Here is a 21799-nt window from a genome sequence, read left to right as displayed (position 1 = left end):
CGTGCGTTGGAACATCGTGCCCGGCATTTTTGGGGGGCCGCCTTTGCGTTCACGATCTGGACTCTTACCGGCGGAGTTGCGGTGAGGGTATTGTCTTTTGATTCGCGCGCGACGGGGGTCGCCGCGCGCAAATCCGTGCGATCTTGGGGCAACTATGTCAGGCGTGATCGTGTCGATGCGTCGGACGCTGTTGTCGTGCACATCGTTGGCGCGCAACGGCTTGTTGGGGAGCGCTTTCGCGGCGCTGCTGCCGGCTGCGCCGGCTGAGGCCGCCGACCTCGTCGATACTCTCTCCATCATGCTGGATTTCAACCGGCAGGAACTCGCGGTGCTCGCCACCGCGCTGGCCCTGCTCGGCTTCTCGGTGGTGGCTGCGATCCTGTTGATGCGCACGCGCGTGCGCACGGCGGACAACGAGGCGCGGCTGCGCGCCCGGATCGGGGAACTGCAACTCCAGGCCGATCGCTTCGGCGCCCTGCTGTTCGCCGAGCCGCAGGTTCTGATCTCCTGGCCGGCCGGCGACAACCGCGCGCAGATCTCCGGCGACATCTCGATGGTGCTGCCGCGCAATTCTTCGCCGCAGCGCGTGCTCGCATTCGGAACCTGGCTGCCGCCGGAACCCGCGCTGCAGATGGATCACGCCGTCGATGCGCTGCGCCAGCACGGCGACGGGTTCCAACTGACGCTGACCACCGCGCACGGCCATACGCTGGAAGCCATCGGCCGCGCCATCGGCGGCCAGGCCATTGTCAGGATTCGCGAACTCTCTGGGCTGCGGCGCGATCTGGCCGAGACCAATCTGCGTTACAAGGCGCTCTCCGACGAGACCGAGATGCTGCGCGGCTTCGCCGCCGCTTCCCCATGGCCGATCTGGGCCAAGGGCGAGAACGGCGCACTGACCTACGCCAACCCCGCCTATGTCCGCGCGACCGAGGCGAACAGCGTCACCGATGCTCAGGAGCGCAAGCTCGAGCTGCTCGACAGCGCCGACCGCACCGCGATGGATCGGGGACTGAAGGACGCGGCCAACTTCAACTCGCGGCTGCCGATCGTGATCGGCGGCGAGCGGCGCATGTATGACGTGCGCGCGGTCAATGTCGGCAGCGGCAGCGTCGGCGTCGCCATCGATGCCAGCGAGGCAGACGCGCTGAGCTCGGCGCTCGTACGCATGGCGGAGGCGCATCGCCGTACGCTCGACCAGCTCTCCTCGGGCGTTGCCGTGTTCGACGGTCAGCGGCGCCTTGCCTTCTACAATGATTCCTACCGGCGGCTGTGGGACCTCGACCGCACCTTCCTCGACGCCAATCCTGATGATTCCAGCGTGCTCGACCAGCTCCGCGCCGCGCGCAAATTGCCGGAGCAGCCGGACTTCCGCGCCTGGAAGGGCAAGCTGCACGAGGCCTACCGCGCGGTCGAGACCGCCAAGGACACCTGGTTCCTGCCCGACGGCCGCGCCCTCTCGGTCGTCACCACGCCGAACCCGGAAGGCGGCGTCACCTATCTGTTCGACGACGTCACCGAGAGCCTCGACCTCGCCCGCCGCTTCGACGGCCTGATCCGCGTGCAGCGCGAGACGCTCGACAGCCTCGCCGAAGGCGTCGCGGTGTTCGGCAGCAATGGCAAGGCGCAGCTGTTCAACCCGGCCTTCGCCCGGATGTGGAAGCTGTCCAGCGATGCCATGCGCGGCGAGCCGCATATCCAGACGGTCGAAGGCTGGTGTCATCAGCTGTTCGACGACCCCGGCGTCTGGCGCCAGATCCGCGAAGCCATCACCTCGATCGAGAACCGCGCCGACATCCCGCTCAAGCTGGAACGCAAGGACGGCAGCGTGCTTCATGGCATGATCCGCCCGCTGCCTGACGGCGCGACCATGTCGACGTTCCAAGACATTACTGACACCGAGAATGTCGAGCGCGCGCTGCGCGAGCGCAACGAGGCGCTGGAGGCTGCCGACCAGATGAAGGTGGATTTCGTCCACCACGTCTCCTACGAGCTGCGCTCGCCGCTCACCACCATCATCGGCTTCGCGCATTTCCTCAGCGATCCCTCAACCGGGCCGCTGACGCCGAAGCAGGCCGAATATCTCGACTACGTCACCAAATCGACCAACGCGCTGCTGGCGCTGACCAACAACATCCTCGATCTCGCCACCATCGACGCCGGCGCGATGAAGCTGGAACTCGGCCCGGTCGACGTCAGCAAGACCATCGAGCTCGCCGCCGAGGGTATCCAGGACCGCCTCGCCACCGACCGCATCCGCCTCAAGGTCGAGATCGCGCCCGACATCGGCAGCTTCATCGGCGACGAGAAGCGCGTGGTGCAGGTGCTCTATAACCTCCTCGCCAACGCCGTCGGGTTTTCTCCACAGGATTCCACCGTCGGCATCAGCGCACGCCGCACCGAACGCAGCGTGGTCTTCACCGTGACAGATTCCGGGCCTGGAATACCGGCCGACATGAAGGACAAGGTGTTCAACTGGTTCGAAAGCCGCTCGCAGGGCTCGCGTCACCGCGGCGCCGGGCTCGGCCTGTCGCTGGTGCGCTCCTTCGTCGAGCTGCATGGCGGCAAGGTGCGGGTGGATTCGATCGTCGGCCGGGGCACGGTCGTGATCTGCGATTTCCCGACCGACCAGGCGGCGCATCGCGACGCCGCCGAATGACCGAACCAACCACATTCTCCGTCGCGCTTCACAACGAGACGGCCACTGCGCAATTGATGGCCGACCTTGCGCTGCTGGTCGGCCCGGGCGATGTCATCACACTCACCGGTGATCTCGGCGCCGGCAAGACCGCGGCGGCGCGCAGCCTGATCCGCTATCTCGCCGGCGACGACGCGCTGGAAGTGCCGAGCCCGACCTTCACGCTGGTGCAGGGCTACGAGCTGCCGCCCTTCCCGGTGATGCATGCCGATCTCTATCGCGTCGAGGACGAGAGCGAGCTCGAGGAGATCGGGCTGTCGCCGCTCCCCGATGCCACCCTCGTTCTGATCGAATGGCCCGAGCGTGCGCCGTCGGCGATGCCGGAAGATCGCATCGACATCGCGCTGACGCACCGGCCGGCGCTGGGCTCGAATGCACGCGCGGCCGACATCACCGGTTACGGCAAGGGCGCCGCGCAGGTCGCGCGGCTGCAGGCGCTGCGCGAATTCCTCGATGCATCCGGCTATATCGACGCGACGCGACGGCGCATGAATGGCGACGCCTCGACGCGCTCCTATGCGCGGCTGCTGCGCGACGACGAGATCGTCATCCTCATGAACTTTCCGCAGCGGCCCGACGGAGCGGCCCTCTACAACGGAAAGTCCTACAGCGCCGCGGTGCATCTCGCCGAGAACGTCAAGCCGTTCGTCGCCATCGACGAAGGCCTGCGCGCGCAAGGAATCTCCGCGCCCGCGATCCATCATTCCGATCTCGATCATGGCTTCCTGATCACCGAAGACTTCGGCAGCGAAGGCGTGATCGAGGGCGATCCGCCGCGCCCGATTGCCGATCGCTACGAGGTTGCGACCGATGTGCTGGCCATGCTGCACGGCAGGACGCTGCCGGAAACCTTGCCGCTGGCCGGCCAGAGCTACGACATCCCCCTTTCGACACCGAGGCGCTGCTGATCGAGATCGGGTTGATGCCGGAATGGTATCTGCCCGATCGCAACGCGCCGCTGAGCGAGAAGGCGCGCGCGGAGTTTTTCGCGATGTGGCGCGAGCTGCTGAGGAAGCCGCTGGCGGCGCCGCGGACGTGGATCATCCGCGACTATCACTCGCCGAACCTGATCTGGCTTGGCAATCGCAGCGGCATCGAACGCGTCGGCGTGATCGACTTCCAGGACACCGTGCTCGGTCCGCAATCCTACGACGTGGTGTCGCTGCTCCAGGACGCCCGCATCGACGTGCCGGAAAGCCTCGAGCTGACGCTGCTGTCGCGCTACATCAAGGCGCGCCGCGCCGCCGACGCCAGCTTCGATCCGGCCGGCTTCGCCGAGCTCTACGCCATCATGTCGGTGCAGCGAAACACCCGCCTGCTCGGCACCTTCGCCCGGCTCAATCGCCGTGACGGCAAGCCGCATTATCTGCGTCACCAGCCGCGGATCTGGACCTATCTCCAGCGCTCGCTCGCGCATCCCGCGCTCACCCATCTGCGCGAGTGGTATCTCGCCAACGTCCCGCCGCCGCAGCCCTAATCCGGGGCCCGATTTACCGGCCGTTAGCCAAGATGTCGCTATTCTGGCGGCGAGGCAGCCGGATCGTCACGGGGCTGGAGCAAGGGCAGATGGCGACGAAAGCGGATCAGCGCGGAAATAACCGGGTCGTTTTCGAGCGCGGGGTTCCGGCCCAGATGATGGGCATCGACGGCACCTGGCGGCGCGACTGCACCATGGAGGACGTTTCCGAGACCGGCGCCAAGCTGACCATCGACGGCTCGGTCGATGGCCTGCACTTGAAGGAATTCTTTCTCCTGCTGTCGTCGACCGGACTCGCGTACCGGCGCTGCGAGCTGGCCTGGGTCAATGGCGACCAGATCGGCGTCAATTTCCTCAAGCTCGGCGACAAGAAGAAAAAGGCGCGCTCCACAGCCATCGGGGCGTGACGGCAACACTCGTCGTATAACCGTCACGGCGGGCGATTAAGGCGGTTGGGATGCGGTGCGGCGGGCCAAGGCTCATGCTAGGATTGCCGCGAAAGTGAAATAAAGGGATTTGAGAAAGCGAAGAATGTCCGTCAAACCGACCAAAGCCATGGTGCTTGCCGCAGGGTTCGGCCTGCGCATGCGCCCGCTGACGGACAAGATGCCGAAGCCGATGGTGCCGGTGGCTGGCCAGCCGCTGCTCGACCACGTGCTCGACAAGCTCAGTCATGCCGGCGTGACCGAGGCGGTGGTCAACGTGCATTACCTGCCCGATCAAATCATCGATCACACCGCATCGCGCCAATCTCCGCGCGTGATCATCTCCGACGAACGCGACCAGGTGCTCGGCACCGGCGGCGGCGTGGTCAAGGCGCTGCCGCTGCTCGGCGATGCGCCGTTCTTCCACGTCAATTCCGACACGCTGTGGATCGACGGCGTGCGCTCCAACCTGACGCGGCTTGCGGAAAACTTCGACCCCGCGCGCATGGACATTCTGCTCTTGATGGCGCCGACCGCGACCAGCATCGGCTATAGCGGCCGTGGCGATTACGGCATGCTGCCCGACGGCGCCCTGCGCAAGCGCAAGGAGAAAGAGGTCGTTCCGTTCGTCTATGCCGGCGCGGCGATCATGTCGCCCGCGATCTTTGCCGATGCGCCCAAGGGCGAATTCTCACTGACAAAAATGTTCGATCGCGCCAACGAGCAGGAGCGGCTGTTCGGCCTGCGCCTCGACGGCGTCTGGATGCATGTCGGCACGCCTGATGCCGTGCATGCGGCGGAAGAGGCGTTTCTGGAGAGCGTGGCGTAAGCCGCAGCTCGTGACCCGGACGCGGTGCCGTAGGGTGGGCAAAGCGAAGCGTGCCCACCTCCCAAGCTGAAACTCTGTGAAAGACGTGGTGGGCACGGCGCAAGCGCGCCTTTGCCCACCCTTGTATTAGCCTGATCGGTTATATTGAACCGTTCCGTGAGGAATGGCCCAGCCCGGGTAGCCGCCCGAGCTGGGTCGCCGTTCGATCGGATCGGTACCCACCGAAGCCTTGAGGGCTGTCTGACGTAGCGAGATCGCGATCGGCACTTCATCGGGACCCGAATGGTTGAACGAACTTAAGGTTCGCATAACAAGGGAGGGATCGACGAAGATGGCCAAGCATAGCACGATCTGTGCCGGGATCGATACCGGCAAACGGAAGCTCGATGTGGCGATCGAGGGCCGCGGCGAGCAGTTGCAGGTGAAGAACACGGCGGAAGGCCATGAGGCTTGCTGACGTGGCTGCGACAGCAGCGCGTCAAACGCATCGGCATCGAGGCGAGTGGCGGTTACGAACAGCCTGTCGTCGCCGAACTGCGACGCAAGGGGTTTGTGGTTGTGGTGTTTCAGCCGGCTCAGGTCCGGGGCTATGCCAAATTCCACTTGCAGCGAGCCAAGAACGATAAGATCGATGCCGCCCTTATCGCAGCTTGCACCGCAGCGGTGCGGAAGATCCATGCCGCTCCCGATCCTCGGTTGCTGCCATTCGCCGAGCAACTGACCATGATCGATCAGATCGGCGAGGATATTGCGCGCCTCAAGAACAGGATCGAGAGCTGCCGTAATGTGGCGATTAACCAGCTCTGGCGCAAAGATATCACTCGTCTGGAGCAACGTGAGAGGGCCGCACTCAAGGCTCTGGTCGCCTCGCTCCGCGAGCATCCCGACCTTGCCAAGAGGCTTGCGCTGATCAACAGCGTCGACGGCATCGGGCTGCCGACCGCCGTTGCCATCCTGGTGCGTCTGCCAGAGATCGGCCGGATCACGCGGGAGCAAGCTGTCGCTCTCGCCGGGCTGGCGCCCTATGACGACGACAGCGGCGACCAGGTCGGGGTGCGGCATATCGAGGGCGGACGCAAGCGGCTGCGTCGCGCCCTTTATACGGCTTCACTGGCTGCATCGTTTCGATGGAACCCGCAGCTGATCCAGCTCTACCAGAGGCTGACCGCAGCCGGAAAGGAACACAAGCGCGCGCTCGTTGCCTGCGCCAGGAAGATGCTGATCTTCGCCAACACGGTGGTGGCCCGCGGTACCGCCGTGGTGCGGCGAACCGCCGGTAGGATCACTTTCTGCTTCTTAGTTCGACCGGGACGCGCTTCTTCGTCCCGACCTACGGCCCCTCATGACGTCGCGCGCAGCGTCCGTCAAGGATGGCCGTCGCTCGCTCGAACCTCACATGGTCTGTTGCCAGGCCACGCCTTGACGGACGCGAGCACGGCGTCATCATGGCAGGCGCAGACGAGCCACCATTCTAATGGTTGCGACGAGACCTGCGTCCGGGGCACGAGAGCGGTGATGCCGCGAACAGCGGGGAAGACCTCGCCCACACCCATGACCATTTGAGCTCGCCTCCCTATATTGGCGCCTGATTCCCGAATCAGGCAGCCCATGCGCGTTTTCAGCGTTCCCATCTCAGTTCCGTTCCTGCGCACGGTCGTCGCGGCCCTGCTCGACGGTCGGCTCGTCGATGGCTTCGAGGCGCGTAAGGAGCCGGCGCGGCTTGCCGATGCCACGCTGTATCTGCCGACCCGGCGCGCGATGCGCGTGGTGCGCGAGATCTTCCTCGATGAGATGAGGGCGGACGCGGTGGTGCTGCCGCGCATCGTCGCGCTCGGTGACATCGATGAGGACGAGCTCGCCTTCGCCGACGAGGGCGAGCAGTTTTCAGGTGCAACACCTCTCGACATTCCGCCGCGGCTGGGTGAGCTCGAACGGCGGCTGACGCTGGCGCAGCTCGTGGCGGCCTGGGCCAAGGGCCCGGTGCTGGCGCCGCTGGTGGTTGGCGGCCCAGCTTCGACACTGGCGCTGGCGTCCGATCTTGCACGGCTGATCGACGACATGGTGACGCGCGGCGTCGACTGGAGCGCGCTCGATGGGCTCGTGCCTGATAACCTCGACCGCTACTGGCAGCACTCGCTCGAATTCTTGCGCATCGCGCGCATTGCCTGGCCCAGCCATCTCGCCGAGATCAAGCGGATCGAGCCAGCGGCGCGACGCGATCTCCTGATCGCGGCGGAAGCCAGGCGGTTGACCGCGCATCCGAGCGGGCCGGTGATCGCGGCCGGTTCGACCGGCTCGATGCCGGCCACCGCAAAATTCCTCCATGCGGTCGCATCGCTGCCACATGGCGCCGTGGTGCTGCCGGGCCTCGACACCGATCTCGACGATGACGCCTGGCGCACCATCGGCGGCGTGCGCGATGCGCTCGGCAAATTCGCGGAGCATCCGGCCTCCAACCATCCGCAATATGCCATGCACGCGCTGTTGCAGCGTTTTGGCATCAAGCGCAGTGACGTCGAGATTCTCCAGCCGCCGGCGGAAGGCGGCCGCGATCTGCTCGCGTCGGAATCGATGCGACCTTCGGCCAAGACGGAAGTTTGGCATGACCGGCTGAAGCAGCCGGATGTCGCCGCAAAGATCGCCGGCGGCATGAAGAATCTTGCGGTCGTGGAAGCTCCCAATCCTGAAATGGAAGCCCTCGCGATCGCGATCGCGATGCGCGAGGCGCGGCACCTCGACAAATCGGCGGCACTGGTGACGCCCGATCGCGCGCTGGCGCGGCGGGTGATGGCTGCGCTGACGCGATGGGATCTCGCCTTCGACGATTCCGGCGGCGACGTGTTGATGGAAACATCGGCCGGCGTCTTCGCCCGCCTTGCGGCAGAGGCGGCGACCAAGGGCCTGGAGCCGCCGACGCTTTTGGCGATGCTGAAGCATCCGCTGTGCCGGCTCGGCCGTGCGCCCAGTGCGTGGAAGGCAGCGATCGAGGGCCTCGAACTAGCGGTCTTGCGCGGCACGCGCCCACCCGCAGGCACGGCCGGCCTCCTGCGCGAATTCAACCGCTTTCGCGACGAGCTGGCAAAACTGTGGCGCAGCGAAGTCTCCGCGCTCCATAAGGCCGAGCCGCGCGCGCGGCTCAAGGCCGAGGACCTCGACCGCATCCAGGCGCTGATCGATTTCTTGCAAAAAGCATTGGCGCCGATCGAGAGCCTGGCCTCGTCAAGACCGTATGACTTCGCCGAGCTCGCGCACCGGCATCGCGAGATCATGATCGAGCTGTCGCGCGACGAGCAGGGCATTCCGCTCGCTTTCGAGGAGCGCGAAGGCCTCGCCCTCGCCAGCGCCTTCGACGACCTGCTGCGCGCCGGCACGACCAGCGGGCTGATGGTGCCGTTGCCTGACTATCCCGATGTCTTCCAGACCGCGTTCGGCGATCGCGCGGTGCGGCGGCGCGACAGGCCGGGCGCCCGGCTGCAAATCTACGGCCCCCTGGAATCGCGCCTGATGCAGGCCGACCGTATCATCATTGGCGGCCTGATCGAGGGCGTCTGGCCACCGGCGCCGCGGATTGATCCCTGGCTCAGCCGGCCGATGCGGCACGAGCTCGGTCTCGACCTGCCGGAGCGCCGCATCGGCCTCTCCGCGCACGACTTTGCGCAATTGCTCGGCGGCGACGAGGTGATCCTCACCCATTCCGCCAAGGCCGGCGGCGCGCCGGCGGTGGCGTCGCGCTTCCTGCACCGGCTCGAGGCGGTGGCGGGCGATGATCTCTGGAAGGCGGCAGTTCGCGCCGGCGAGAAATACGTGCAGTTCGCCGGCGCAATGGACCAGCCCGACGAGGTCAGGCCGATCAAGCAGCCCGAGCCGCGACCTCCGCGCGCGACGCGGCCGACAAGCATGTCAGTCACTGCCATCGAGGACTGGCTGCGCGATCCCTACACGATCTACGCAAAGTTCATCTTGCGTCTCGCTGCGCTTGATCCGGTCGACATGCCACTCTCGGCCGCCGATCGCGGCTCGGCGATCCATGATGCACTCGGCGAGTTCACGGAAACCTATGCGGCACGCCTGCCCGACGATCCCGCCCGCGTTCTGCGGGCAATCGGCGAGAAGTATTTTGCGCCCCTGATGGAGCGCCCCGAGGCGCGGGCACTGTGGTGGCCGCGCTTCCAGCGCATCGCGCGCTGGTTCGGTGAATGGGAGACGGCGCGGCGCGATGCGATCGAGGCCATCACGGCGGAGACCCACGGCGAGATCTCGATCGTGCTCGATCATCAGCGTAGCTTCCGCCTCTCTGCGCGCGCGGACCGCATCGAGCGCCGCAAGGGCGGCTTCTATGCCATCCTCGACTACAAAACCGGGCAGCCGCCAAGCGACAAGCAGGTCCGCATGGGCCTGTCACCGCAGCTGACGCTGGAAGCCGCGATCCTGCGCGAAGGCGGCTTTCCCGACATCCACGCCGGTGCGTCGGTCAGCCAGCTCGTCTATGTCCGCCTGAGCGGCAACAATCCGGCCGGGGAAGAGCGCATCCTCCAGCTCAAGGTAAACAAAGGTGACGAGCCAATTCCGCCGGACACTGCCGCCGCCGACGCCAGAGCCAAATTGGAGGCGCTGATTCGCGCCTTCGAGGACGAGAACCAGCCGTACACCTCGCTGAACCTGCCGATGTGGGCGAACCGCTACGGCACCTATGACGATCTTGCCCGGATCAAGGAATGGTCTGCGGCCGGTGGATTGGGGATCGAGGAATGGTGAAGGCGCCGCGCCCCATCCCCGACGAGGTGCGCGCGCGGCAGGCGCGCGCATCCGATCCGACCGCCTCCGCTTTCGTGTCGGCCAATGCCGGCTCGGGCAAGACGCATGTGCTGGTGCAGCGTGTCATCCGGCTGCTGCTGTCGGGCGTGCCGCCGGAAAAGATCCTCTGCATCACCTTCACCAAGGCCGCCGCTGCCAACATGGCCGAGCGCGTATTCACCACGCTCGGCCATTGGGTGACGCTGGATGATGCCGGGCTCGATGCAGCCATCCGCGCCGTCGGCATTCCTCACCCCAGCGCAAAACTGCGACGCGAGGCGCGAAAGCTGTTTGCCTGTGCGCTGGAAACGCCGGGCGGGTTGAAGGTGCAGACCATCCACGCGCTCTGCACCCGCTTGCTTCAGCAATTCCCGTTCGAGGCCAACGTGCCCGCGCGCTTTGCCGTGATCGACGAACGCGATCAGACCGACATGATGGAGCGCGCCAATCTGAAGGTGCTGCTCGACGCCGCGCGTGATCCGGAGAGCGTCACAGGCCGCGCGCTGTTGACGGCGATGGCGAACGCCGCCGACGTCACCTTCAAGGAGGTCGTGCGCGAAGCGTGCCTCAGCCGCGATCATTTCATGGCCTGGACCGACGAGGCCGGCAATGCCGAAGCCGCTGCGGCGCAGATGGCCGCGGTGCTGGGCGTCGACGCCGGCGACCGCATCGAGGACGTCGAGACGGAGATTCTCGACGGTCCGTTCCTGCCGCGATCGCGCTGGGACGATATCGCCTTCGCGCTTGAGGACGGCAGCAAATCGGACAACGACCAGGCCGGCCGGCTCCGCGAAGCAAAAGTCTTTTCCGGCGGCGCTCAGGTCGATGCCTATCTCTGCGTCTTCCTCACCGACGACAAGCTGCCGCGCAAGGCCGTGCTGACCAAGAAGTTTTGCGATCACAACCCGTCCGTCGCCCGCCTGTTCGAGGCCGAGGCGCAGCGGCTCGGTGGGCTGGTCGAGAAGCGCCGCGCGGTGACCATGCGTGACCGCACCGCGGCCCTGCTGCATATCGCGACCGCGGCGGCCGCAAACTACCGCCGCGAGAAGCAGGAGCGCGGGCTGCTCGACTATGACGACCTCATCGACAAGACGCTGGCGATGCTGGACCGCGTCTCCTCGGGCTGGGTGCATTACAAGCTCGACCGCGGCGTCGATCACGTTTTGATCGACGAGGCCCAGGACACCAGCCCGCGGCAATGGGACATCGTTGCGCACATCATCTCCGAATTCACCGCAGGCGAAGGCGCGCGCGAAGGGCTGAACCGCACCGTGTTCGCGGTCGGCGACGAGAAGCAGTCGATCTTCTCGTTCCAGGGCGCAGCGCCCCGCGAATTCGACGCGCGCCGGCGCGAGCTGCACCGCAAATTCACCGCGGCCGGGCTGAAGTTCGATCCGGTCGCCTTCACCTATTCGTTCCGCTCGGGCGCCGCGATCCTGCACTCGGTCGATCACGTCTTCCGCGATCCCCAGATCTACAAGAGCATCCACTCGGTCGAGATCGGCCATCCCCTGCACAATGCGCTCGCCGATGCAGGCCCGAGCGTGATCGAGCTGTGGGACCTCGCGGAGGCCGACGAGCGACAGGACATCGAGGGCTGGCGTGCGCCCTTTGACGGCGTCGCCGTCACCAGTCCCGAAGTAAAACTCGCGCGCCGCATCCAGGCCGAGATCAAGCACCTGGTCGAGAGCGGCACGCTGACGGGGCACGAAGGCGAACGGCGGCCGCTGCGCTATGGCGACATGCTGATCCTGGTGCGGCGGCGCGGTAACGCATTCGATGCCGTGATCCAGGCGCTGAAGCACGCTGGCGTCCCGGTCGCCGGCGCCGACCGGCTCAAGCTGACCGAGCACATCGCCATCATCGACCTGATGAACCTTGCGGACGCGCTGGCTGCTGCCGCAGGACGATCTCGCGCTCGCGGTGGCGCTGAAGAGCCCGCTGTTCGGGCTCGATGACGACGACCTGTTCACGCTTGCCTGGGACCGCAAGGGATCGCTGCGCCGCGCGCTGGGCGAACATGCGGACACAAGCGAGAAGTTCGCCACGGCATTGCGGCGCCTGGAAGCCTGCGAGATGCGCGCGCGCGAGGAGACGCCGTTCGCGTTCTACGCTTGGCTGCTCGGCGGCGATGGCGGCCGCGCACGCATCCTGCGCCGTCTCGGGCACGAAGCCAACGACGCGCTCGACGAGTTCCTGGAGCTGGCGCTGAACTATGAGCGCAAGGCGCCGGCCTCGCTGCAGGGCTTCATGGCCTGGCTGCGTTCGGCCGACACCGAGGTGAAGCGCGACATGGAGATCTCGCGCGACGAGGTGCGGGTGATGACCGTGCACGGCGCCAAGGGTCTGGAGGCTTCCGTCGTATTCATGGTGGACACGACATCCTCGCCCGCGGATTCGCAGCGGCTGCGGCTAATTCACGTGCCGCGCGGCAATGGCGGCGAGGTGGTGGTCTGGGCCGGCCGTAAGGCCGACGATCCCAAGCCGGTCGCCGAGGCGCGCAAGGCCATGCTCGAGGAGACCGAGGACGAATATCGCCGCCTGCTCTATGTCGCGATGACGCGCGCCGCGGACCGGTTGATTGTCGGCGGCTGCATGCCCGGCAATATGAGGACCGTCCGCAAGCTGAGCTGGTACGATCTGGTCGATACCGGCCTCGCCGGCTCGGACCTGGACAAGCAGATCATCGAGACGCCGCTCGGCAAGGTGACGCGATTCGCCCGACCGGAAGACGTCGCGGCGCTGGGCGCGCCGGCGACGTCCGTGGACCAGACAATTGCTTTGCCGGACTGGCTGCGAGCGCCGGCCCCGCGCGAGATTATCGACGAGGATCCCGTGCGCCCCTCGGGCCAGTCGGCCGAAGAGGGCCGCCGCGTGCGCACCGGCGAATCGGTGCAGTCCCGCGCGCTGGCGCTGCAACGCGGCACGCTGGTGCACCGGCTGCTGCAATCCCTGCCCGACATCGCCGCCGAGCGCCGGCGCGAGGCCGCACGCGACTTCATGGCGCGCAATGCCTCGGACTGGCCCGAGGCCGACCGCACCGCACTGGCCGACAAGGTGCTCGCCTTGATCGCTGAGCCGCGCTTCGCCCCGGTCTTTGCCGCCGGCAGCCGGGCCGAAGTCGCCATCGTCGGTAAATTGGAGCGGCCGGAGCGCACCCCGGCGCTGGTGTCGGGGCAGATCGACCGGCTGGTCGTTCGCCCCGAGGAGGTCCTGATCGTCGATTTCAAGACCAACCAGGCGGCACCCAGAAGCGCGGCCGAGGCTTCCGCCGCCTATGTCCGGCAGCTCGCGCTGTACCGGGCGGTGCTATCGAGGCTTTATCCCCAAAAGCCGATCCGCGCCGTCCTGCTCTGGACCGAGGCCCTTGAATATATGGAGATTTCAGCCCCCGCGCTGGACGCGGCGCTGGCATCCCTTCATCTCGGTGTGAGCGTCCTTGACCCGGCAAGGAGCCGTTCATAGGTTGACCCCATGATCCCGGGCGCGATTCCAGATCGCGCCGATTCTTTCAACCGAGTGAGGTACTCCAATGGCCGTTAGCAAGGTTTCCGACGCCGATTTCGAAGCCGAAGTGCTCAAGGCGAACGGCCCCGTGGTCGTCGATTTCTGGGCCGAATGGTGCGGCCCCTGCCGCATGATCGCGCCCGCCCTCGACGAGATTGCCGGCGCGATGGGCGACAAGGTCAAGATCGTGAAGCTCAACGTCGACGAGAGCCCGAAGACCGCCTCAAAGTACGGCGTGATGTCGATCCCGACCCTGATGATCTTCAAGGGCGGCGAGATGGCCTCTCGCCAGGTTGGCGCGGCGCCGAAGGCGAAGCTCCAGCAGTGGATCACCTCCGCGGTCTGATCCTTCTCGCGCAGGATTATTTTCGAGAACGGCCGGCGATAGCCGGCCATTCTGCGTTGGTGGGGCGTGTTCAGCGTAGGACCCGCATCCCTTGCCAGCCCCTCCCGCCAAGCGCGCCCGAAGATCGACCTCTCTCGTCGCGATGGAGGCGCGTTCGGTCGACGAAATCCCGCGCGGCAAGGTGTGGCAGTACGAGCCGAAATGGGACGGCTTTCGCTGCCTGCTGTCGCGCAACGGCAGCGACGTCGATCTGCGCTCGAAGTCCGGCGAAGACCTCGCGCGCTATTTCCCCGAGATCGTTGCCGCCGCGTTGAAGCTGAAGGCGGACCATTTCACGCTCGACGGCGAGATCGTCGTGCCGCACGGCAAGGGTTTTTCGTTCGACGCATTGCTGCAACGAATCCATCCCGCGGCAAGCCGCGTGAAGAAGCTCTCGCAGGACACGCCGGCGCTCTACCTCGTCTTCGATCTGCTCGCCACGGCGAAAGACAAGCACCTCGCCGGAAAGTCGTTGATCGAACGACGGTCGGCGCTCGAAGCGTTCGCGAACGCCAACCTCAAGGGCAGCATCTTCCGTCTTTCACCGTCGACAACGAGCTACGCCACCGCCAAAAAATGGCTGGCGCAATCCGGCGGCGGTTCGGACGGCGTCATCGCCAAGCGTATCGACCTGCCCTACCAAGCCGGCACGCGCGACGGCATGCAGAAGATCAAGAAATTCCGCAGCGCCGATTGCGTGGTCGGCGGCTTCCGCTACGCCACCAACAAGATCACCGGCCGCGACGTGGTCGGCTCGCTGCTGCTCGGGCTCTACGACGATGATGGCTTGCTGCACCATGTCGGCTTCACCTCGGCGATCAAGGCCGAGCAGAAGCCTGATCTGACCGATCGGCTCGAAGCATTGATTGGCGAGCCCGGCTTCACCGGCAACGCGCCGGGCGGGCCGAGCCGCTGGTCGACCGAGCGCTCCGCAAAATGGTGTCCGCTCAAGCCGAAGCTGGTGATCGAGGTCTGCTACGACCATTTCAGCGGCGAACGCTTCCGCCACGGCACCTCGCTCCTGCGCTGGCGCCCCGACAAGGCGCCGCGGCAATGCACATTCGAGCAGCTGAAGCAGAAAGTGGCCGATCCGATGAAGCTGCTGAAGTGAGCTAGCAGTAGCCCGGATGGAGCGCAGCGTAATCCGGGAATTGTGCCACAAGCGACGACGGCCCCGGATTACGCTGCGCTCCATCCGGGCTACAAGATCACAACTACCCGATCCATCCCGTCGCCAGCGCGTTCGCCAGCTCCGGCTGCCCGTTTCGCCGCGCCAACTCCGCCATCGCTTCATGATCGTACACGACGTGCCGGAACGTCACCTGCCAGGCGCCATCAGCAAGTTCGAGAATGGCATAACGCGCGTGCGGCGTGCCGGCTTCGACGACGTGCGGATACGGATGCTTGTCGCGATAACCAGGACTGCCGACGCTGCCGGGATTGACGATCAGCCGGCCGTCGCGCAGGCGCACGGCGCGGGCGAGGTGAGTGTGGGCGCAGAGGATCAGCGACTGCGTGATGCCTTGCGCAAATTGCTCGATGCGATCGAGCGGGGACAGCGCCACCGTGCCGTCGGGATGCACCGTGTCGAGCCAGTACACCTCGTCGCTGCCGGGCGTCGCGTGGCACAGGAACACCTGCTCTCGGAACACCCGCGTCATCGGTTGCGCACGCAGCCAGTCGAGCTGCGCGGCATTGAGCTGCGCATGGGCGGGACGATCCCATGAGCCCATCTGTTCCGGAGCGCGGTCGAGCAGATAGCGGTCGTGATTGCCGAGCACGTGCACGGCGTCGAGCGTCATCAGGATCTCGATCGTCCGGCGCGCATCGAGCGGTCCGCTCAGCATGTTCGCCGAGATTGACGATGTCGGCAATGCCTTGCGCGCGGATGTCGGAGAGCACGGCTTCGAGCGCGAGGTGGTTTCCGTGGACGTCGGCAATCGCGGCAAAGCGCATCGTTCATCACCGTAGCCCGGATGGAGCGAAGCGAAATCCGGGGCCTTCATCGCTTGTGGCACGATCCCGGATTGCGCTGCGCTCCATCCGGGCTACGCAAACTCATGCAGGAGGCGTGCCGTTGATCGCCAGCACGTGGCCGGCCAGATAGAGCGAGCCGGTGATCAGGATGCGCGGTGGCACCTCGTAGGCGAGCTTCGCCAAGGCGCGCAACGCGGCCTCGATGCCGGGCGCGGGCTCGACGCGCATGCCGAGACTGCGCGCGGCGTCCGCGAGACGGTCGACCGGCATCGCGTTCTCGGTATCAGGGATCGGCACTGCAATGATGTGACGGGTGAGACCGGCGAAATTGGCGAGAAAGCCCTGAGCATCCTTGTTGGCCATCATGCCGGCGATGACGACCAGCGGCCGCGACACCCGCTCTTCGAGATCGCCGAGCGCAGCCGCGGCGACACGGCCGCCCTCGGCATTGTGCCCGCCATCGAGCCAGATTTCCGAGCCCTGCGGTCCCCAGGAGAGCAGCTCGCCGGAGGTGATGCGCTGCATTCGGGCCGGCCATTCCGCGCCGACGATGCCGGCCTCGAACGCCGCCTGGTTAACCTTGAACGCCGGGACGGCGCGCAGCGTCGCGATTGCAAGGCCGGCGTTGTCGAACTGGTGGCGGCCAAACAGGCGCGGCGCTGCAAGATCCATCAAACCGCGCTCGTCGGAATAGACCAGACGTCCGCGCTCGACATTGACGTGCCAGCTTTCGTTCGCCGCAAACAGCGGTGCGCGCATGCGCCTGGCCTGCGCCTCGATCGCGTTCATCGCCTCCGGCGATTGCTCGGCGCAAATCACGGGTACGCCGCGCTTGATGATCGCGGCCTTCTCGCCGGCGATCGATGCCAGGGTCGACCCAAGGAAGTCCATGTGATCCATGCTGACAGGCGTAATCACGCAGGCCGCCGGCACATCGATCACATTGGTCGAATCGAGCCGGCCGCCGAGGCCGACCTCGAGCAGCACCACGTCGGCCGGATGCTGTGCGAACAGATGCAAGGCCGCGGCGGTCTTCAGCTCGAACAGGGTCGCAGCCTCGCCAGCATTGGCGCGCTCGACCTCTTCGAGAGCGGCGCGCAATTCATCGTCACTGACGAGCACGCCGCCACCGACGCGACCCAGCCGGAAGCATTCGTTGATGCGGACGAGATACGGCGAGGTGTAGGCGTGGACGCGCAAGCCTGCTGCCTCCAGCGTCGCGCGCAGATAAGCGAGCGTCGAACCCTTGCCATTGGTGCCGGCGATGTGGATCACCGGCGGCAGCTTGCTTTCGGGGTGGCCGAGCCGCGCGAGCAGGCGGTGCATCCGCTCGAGCCCGAGATCGATGCGTTTCTGATGCAGGGCCGACAGCCGCCCGATCAATTCGCCGAGCGGCGGCTTTGCGCTGTCAGAGGACGCGTTCACGCGTGGGGCGCGGCCGGCGCCGTCTCGGCGGCCGATACGATCTGCGCCGGGCTCGCGACCGGCTGCACCGGCTTCGATGCGCTTTCCAGCGCCGGCGCCTTGGTCAGCAAGCGGCAGAGTCGCGCCAGCGTCGGACGCAATTCGTGGCGATGCACGACCATGTCGACCATGCCGTGCTCCTTGAGATACTCGGCGCGCTGGAACCCCTCGGGGAGTTTTTCGCGGATGGTCTGCTCGATCACGCGCGCACCGGCGAAGCCGATCAGGGCGCCGGGCTCGGCGATCTGTACGTCACCGAGCATGGCATAGGACGCAGTGACGCCGCCGGTGGTCGGATTGGTCAGCACGACGATATACGGCAGTTTTGCCTCGCGCAGCATCTGCACCGCAACGGTGGTGCGCGGCATCTGCATCAGCGACAGGATGCCTTCCTGCATGCGCGCGCCGCCGGATGCGGCGAACACGATGAACGGCGCATTCTTCTCGACCGCAAGCTCGAGCCCGCGCACGATGGCCTCGCCCGCGGCCATGCCGAGCGAGCCGCCCATGAAATCGAAATCCTGCACGGCAACGACGACGGCGGAGCCTTCGAGCTTGCCGTAGCCGACCTTGATCGCGTCGTTCAGGTTGGTGCGGGCGCGCGCGTCCTTGATGCGGTCGACGTATTTCTTCTCATCGCGAAACTTGAGCGGATCGGGCGTGACCTCGGGCAGCGCCACGTCGAACCAGGTCTCGTTGTCGAAGATCGACTTCAACCGGGCCACCGCACCCATGCGCATGTGGTAGTTCGAGCCGGGGATGACGAACTGATTGGCTTCGACGTCCTTGTAGAACACGAGCTGTCCGGAATCCGGGCACTTGATCCACAGGTTCTCCGGCGTCTCCCGCCGCAGCATGTTGCGGATCTTCGGCCGGACCACATTGGTAAGCCAGTTCATGGTTTGCTCCGATGTGCGAACCCGCCTCGCGGATCGCCTGAAGGGATATATGGCGGCCGGGCCGCTGCCCGGCAAGCCGCCGTGTCGCCCGCCCGAAAAGCGGAATTATGGCCTATTCCGCCGCCTGTTGCGCACCCTTGACGCCCTGGGCCAGGGCCGCCGTCAGTTCGGCGACGGCCTTGACCGTTTTGCCAGTCGCCCGCCCGTCCGCATCAAGGCTATTCTTGAGCGCATCGACCAGCGCGGTGCCGACGACGGCGCCATTGGCATGCGAGGCAATGGCGCGCGCAGCCTCCGGCGTGCGGATGCCGAAGCCGACGCAGACCGGCAGTTTTGTGTGTCGCTTGATGCGGGCAACTGCTTCGCTCACCGCCGAGGAATCCGCGGCCGCAGCACCGGTGATGCCGGTGATCGAGACGTAGTAGACGAAGCCCGAGGTATTGGCGAGCACGGCCGGCAGACGCTTGTCGTCGGTGGTCGGCGTCGCCAGGCGGATGAAGTTGAGGCCGGCCTTCATCGCGGGCAGGCAGAGCTCGTCGTCCTCTTCCGGCGGCAGATCGACGATGATCAGACCATCGACGCCGGCGCTCTTGGCATCGACGAGGAACTTGTCGACGCCATAGATGTAGATCGGATTGTAATAGCCCATCAGCACGATCGGCGTCGCGTTGTCGTCCTTGCGGAAGCCGCGCACGAGCTCCAGCGTCTTCTTCAGCGTCATGCCGGCCTTGAGCGCGCGCAGACCCGCCGCCTGGATCGACGGACCATCGGCCATGGGGTCGGTGAAGGGCATGCCGATCTCGATCACGTCGGCGCCCACCTTCGGCAGCGCCTTAATGATCTCGAGCGACGTCGCCGGATCGGGGTCGCCCGCCATCAGGAAGGTCACGAAGGCCGAGCGGCCCTGCTTTTTCAGCTCGGCAAAACGGGTGTCGATACGCGTGGTCATGGTTTTGCGGCCGCTGTGCTATACCTCTCCCCTCCGGGGAGAGGTCGGCTGCGAAGCAGCCGGGTGAGGGGGATGGAGAGGTTCAAATCCAGAGCGCGAAGGCTCCGCGAGTCGCAGACGAGCGCCGAGGCAAAGCTTTGGCAGGCGCTGCGCAACAGGCAGCTCGCCCGCTGGAAGTTTCGCCGCCAGCATCCGATTGATCGGTACGTCGTCGACTTCGTGACGCTGGACGGAAAACTGATCATTGAGGTCGACGGCGTGACGCATTCCACTGCCTCGGAGCTCGATCGAGACAAACGTCGGACCGAAGCGCTCGAAGCTTGCGGCTTTCTCGTCGTTCGTGTCTCGAATACCGACGTGTACGAAAATCTCGAGGGTGTCCTCGAGCTGATCGCAACCTCACTGAGGTTCGAGTGAGTGGATAGACCCCTCACCCGGCTGCTTCGCAGCCGACCTCTCCCCGACGGGGAGAGGTGAAGAGAGTGCGACACCCGCCTCACTTGTTCTTGCCCCTGAGGATATCGCCGACTTGCGGGACGTCCTTGTCGCCGCGGCCGGAGAGGTTGACGACCATCAGGTGATCCCGAGGCCGCTTCGGCGCGAGCTCCATCACCTTGGCGATGGCATGGGCGGGCTCGAGCGCGGGAATGATGCCTTCGAGCCGCGACAGCAGCTGGAACGCGGCGAGTGCTTCGTCATCAGTCGCGGAGAGATAGTTCACGCGGCCGATCTCGTGCAGCCAGGAATGTTCGGGGCCGATGCCGGGATAGTCGAGACCGGCCGAGATCGAATGCGCGTCCTGGATCTGGCCGTCGGCATCCATCAAGAGATAGGTGCGGTTGCCGTGGAGCACGCCGGGACGGCCGCCCGCGATGGAGGCGGCGTGCAGCTGCGTGAGGCCATGGCCCGCGGCCTCGACGCCGAAGATCTCGACCGAGGGGTCGTCAAGGAACGGATGGAACAGGCCCATCGCGTTGGAGCCGCCGCCGATGCAGGCGACCAGCGAATCCGGCAGCCGGCCCTCGACCTCCTGCATCTGCGCCTTGGTCTCGGTGCCGATGATCGACTGGAAGTCGCGTACCAGCGTCGGATAGGGATGCGGGCCCGCCACCGTGCCGATGCAGTAGAACGTGTTGTGCACGTTGGTGACCCAGTCGCGCAGCGCCTCGTTCATGGCGTCCTTCAGCGTGCGCGTGCCCGACTGCACCGGAAATACCTTGGCGCCCAGCATCTCCATGCGGATGACGTTGGGCTGCTGCCGCTCGACGTCGACGGCGCCCATATAGACCACGCATTCCAGGCCGAAGCGCGCGCACAGCGTCGCGGTGGCGACACCGTGCTGACCGGCGCCGGTCTCGGCGATGATGCGCTTCTTGCCCATGCGCCGCGCCAGCATGATCTGGCCGAGCACGTTGTTCACCTTGTGCGAACCGGTGTGGTTGAGCTCCTCGCGCTTGAGGTAGATTTTCGCACCGCCAAGATGCTCGGTGAGGCGCTCGGCGAAATAGAGCGGCGAGGGCCGGCCGACATAGTTCTTGAGATAGCCGTTCATCTCGGCCTGGAACGCCGGATCGGCCTTGGCTGCGGTATAGGCCTTCTCCAGATCGAGGATCAGCGGCATCAAGGTTTCAGCGACGAAGCGGCCGCCGAAAATGCCGAAATGGCCGCGCTCGTCGGGGCCGCTGCGGTAGGAATTGGGTTTGGCGACGTTCATCGGACACTCAACTCTTGGCTTGTATCTTGGCTGGCGCGCGCGGCGCGAATGAAGGCCTTGATCATCTCGGGATCCTTGACGCCGGGGGCGCTCTCGATGCCGGAGGAGACGTCGACGCCGCTGGCGCCGGTGACGCGGAGGGCTTCGGCGACGTTGTCGGCGTGAAGCCCGCCCGAGACCATGTAGGGCAGGATCAGATCGAGATTTTCGAGCAGGTGCCAATCGAAGGGCGCGCCGAGACCGCCGGGGCGGGTTGCATCTTTCGGTGCGCGCGCATCGAACAGGATGCGGTCGGCGACTGCGGCGTAGCCGGGCAGCACAGCGAGATCGGCAGATGTGGCGACCGGCACCGCCTTCATCACCGGACGGCCGAACCGCTGCTTGATATCGCGCAGCCGCGCCACGCTCTCCTTGCCGTGGAGCTGGAGAATGTCCGGCGACAGCGCGTCCATGATATTGTCGAGCGTGGCGTCGTCGGCATCGACGGTCAGCGCGACCTTGAGCGCGCGCTGCTTCACTTGGCGTCCGAGCTCGCGGCCCGCTTGCAACGACAGGTGCCGCGGCGACGGCGGAAAGAACACGAACCCCACCATGTCGGCACCCGCCTCGAGCGCCACCTCGAGCGTCTCGGGCGTAGACAGGCCGCAGATCTTGACGAGCAGGGACATGATCTCAAAGCGA

The 21799-nt window shown here is 65.9% G+C and carries 14 protein-coding genes and 4 pseudogenes; 12 read left to right on the top strand and 6 right to left on the bottom strand.

The genetic code is table 11. The annotated features are described in order from the left end of the window. The first annotated feature begins 154 nt into the window (after positions 1–154). From ACSKB8_RS09945 to ACSKB8_RS09895, 11 genes and pseudogenes are all read left to right on the top strand, one after another. Positions 155–2659, top strand: a complete 2505-nt coding sequence (locus tag ACSKB8_RS09945) for an ATP-binding protein (protein WP_438103822.1) — start codon at positions 155–157, stop codon at positions 2657–2659. Next, positions 2656–4175 (top strand): annotated as a pseudogene (gene tsaE, locus ACSKB8_RS09940) (tRNA (adenosine(37)-N6)-threonylcarbamoyltransferase complex ATPase subunit type 1 TsaE). The gene ACSKB8_RS09945 and the pseudogene tsaE overlap by 4 nt, the downstream one beginning before the upstream one ends. 89 nt (positions 4176–4264) lie before the next feature. Further along, a complete protein-coding gene (locus tag ACSKB8_RS09935; RefSeq protein WP_438103820.1) occupies positions 4265–4582 on the top strand; it encodes a PilZ domain-containing protein in 318 nt (105 codons plus the stop codon). Between the two features lie 124 nt (positions 4583–4706). Next, positions 4707–5429, top strand: coding sequence for a nucleotidyltransferase family protein (locus tag ACSKB8_RS09930; RefSeq protein WP_091882291.1), 723 nt, complete (start codon positions 4707–4709; stop codon positions 5427–5429). A gap of 331 nt (positions 5430–5760) precedes the next feature. Continuing rightward, positions 5761–5886 carry a hypothetical protein gene (locus ACSKB8_RS09925; protein ID WP_438103818.1) on the top strand — a complete coding sequence of 42 codons (126 nt, stop codon included), beginning with the start codon at positions 5761–5763 and terminating at the stop codon, positions 5884–5886. Further along, positions 5880–6149: pseudogene (locus ACSKB8_RS09920) on the top strand (IS110 family transposase); the annotation flags it as partial. The gene ACSKB8_RS09925 and the pseudogene ACSKB8_RS09920, both read left to right, overlap by 7 nt. Before the next feature lie 3 nt (positions 6150–6152). Then, positions 6153–6992, top strand: coding sequence for a transposase (locus tag ACSKB8_RS09915; RefSeq protein ID WP_438110479.1), 840 nt, complete (start codon positions 6153–6155; stop codon positions 6990–6992). 45 nt (positions 6993–7037) lie between these two features. Then, on the top strand, positions 7038–10184 hold the full coding sequence (gene addB / locus ACSKB8_RS09910) for a double-strand break repair protein AddB (protein WP_438103817.1): 3147 nt from the start codon (positions 7038–7040) through the stop codon (positions 10182–10184). Continuing rightward, a pseudogene (gene addA / locus ACSKB8_RS09905) lies at positions 10178–13688 on the top strand (double-strand break repair helicase AddA). Before addB ends, addA begins: the two are co-directional and overlap by 7 nt. 67 nt (positions 13689–13755) lie before the next feature. Then, positions 13756–14076 (top strand): thioredoxin, encoded by a 321-nt coding sequence (gene trxA / locus ACSKB8_RS09900; RefSeq protein WP_008540017.1) that lies wholly within the window; start codon positions 13756–13758, stop codon positions 14074–14076. A gap of 142 nt (positions 14077–14218) precedes the next feature. Further along, entirely contained in the window at positions 14219–15226 is a 1008-nt protein-coding gene (locus ACSKB8_RS09895) for an ATP-dependent DNA ligase (protein WP_438110477.1), read from the top strand. A gap of 103 nt (positions 15227–15329) precedes the next feature. Here the strand turns inward: ACSKB8_RS09895 and ACSKB8_RS09890 are convergent. From ACSKB8_RS09890 to trpA, 4 genes and pseudogenes are all read right to left on the bottom strand, one after another. Continuing rightward, a pseudogene (locus ACSKB8_RS09890) lies at positions 15330–16071 on the bottom strand (metallophosphoesterase family protein). A gap of 102 nt (positions 16072–16173) precedes the next feature. Next, a complete protein-coding gene (locus ACSKB8_RS09885) occupies positions 16174–17517 on the bottom strand; it encodes a bifunctional folylpolyglutamate synthase/dihydrofolate synthase (protein WP_438103815.1) in 1344 nt (447 codons plus the stop codon). Next, the gene (accD, locus tag ACSKB8_RS09880; RefSeq protein ID WP_091882310.1) at positions 17514–18455 is read right to left on the bottom strand and encodes an acetyl-CoA carboxylase, carboxyltransferase subunit beta; all 942 of its coding nucleotides are present in this window, start codon (positions 18453–18455) and stop codon (positions 17514–17516) included. Before accD ends, ACSKB8_RS09885 begins: the two co-directional genes overlap by 4 nt. Positions 18456–18567: 112 nt before the next feature. Next, a complete protein-coding gene (gene trpA, locus ACSKB8_RS09875) occupies positions 18568–19404 on the bottom strand; it encodes a tryptophan synthase subunit alpha (protein ID WP_438103813.1) in 837 nt (278 codons plus the stop codon). A 72-nt stretch (positions 19405–19476) separates the two neighbouring features. Between trpA and ACSKB8_RS09870 the strand changes: the two genes are divergently transcribed. Then, on the top strand, positions 19477–19821 hold the full coding sequence (locus tag ACSKB8_RS09870; protein WP_438103811.1) for an endonuclease domain-containing protein: 345 nt from the start codon (positions 19477–19479) through the stop codon (positions 19819–19821). A 79-nt stretch (positions 19822–19900) separates the two neighbouring features. On the opposite strand, the gene trpB is transcribed toward ACSKB8_RS09870, so the two are convergent. Next, positions 19901–21118 carry a tryptophan synthase subunit beta gene (gene trpB, locus ACSKB8_RS09865; RefSeq protein ID WP_438103809.1) on the bottom strand — a complete coding sequence of 406 codons (1218 nt, stop codon included), beginning with the start codon at positions 21116–21118 and terminating at the stop codon, positions 19901–19903. Beyond that, complete coding sequence (locus tag ACSKB8_RS09860) at positions 21115–21786, bottom strand: phosphoribosylanthranilate isomerase (RefSeq protein WP_438103807.1); 672 nt, start codon at positions 21784–21786, stop codon at positions 21115–21117. Before ACSKB8_RS09860 ends, trpB begins: the two co-directional genes overlap by 4 nt. Positions 21787–21799 lie beyond the last annotated feature (13 nt).

The sequence above is a fragment of the Bradyrhizobium sp. BR 1432 genome, assembly GCF_051547705.1.
Classification (GTDB): domain Bacteria; phylum Pseudomonadota; class Alphaproteobacteria; order Rhizobiales; family Xanthobacteraceae; genus Bradyrhizobium; species Bradyrhizobium zhanjiangense.
This window is presented reverse-complemented; position numbering and strand designations above follow the sequence as displayed.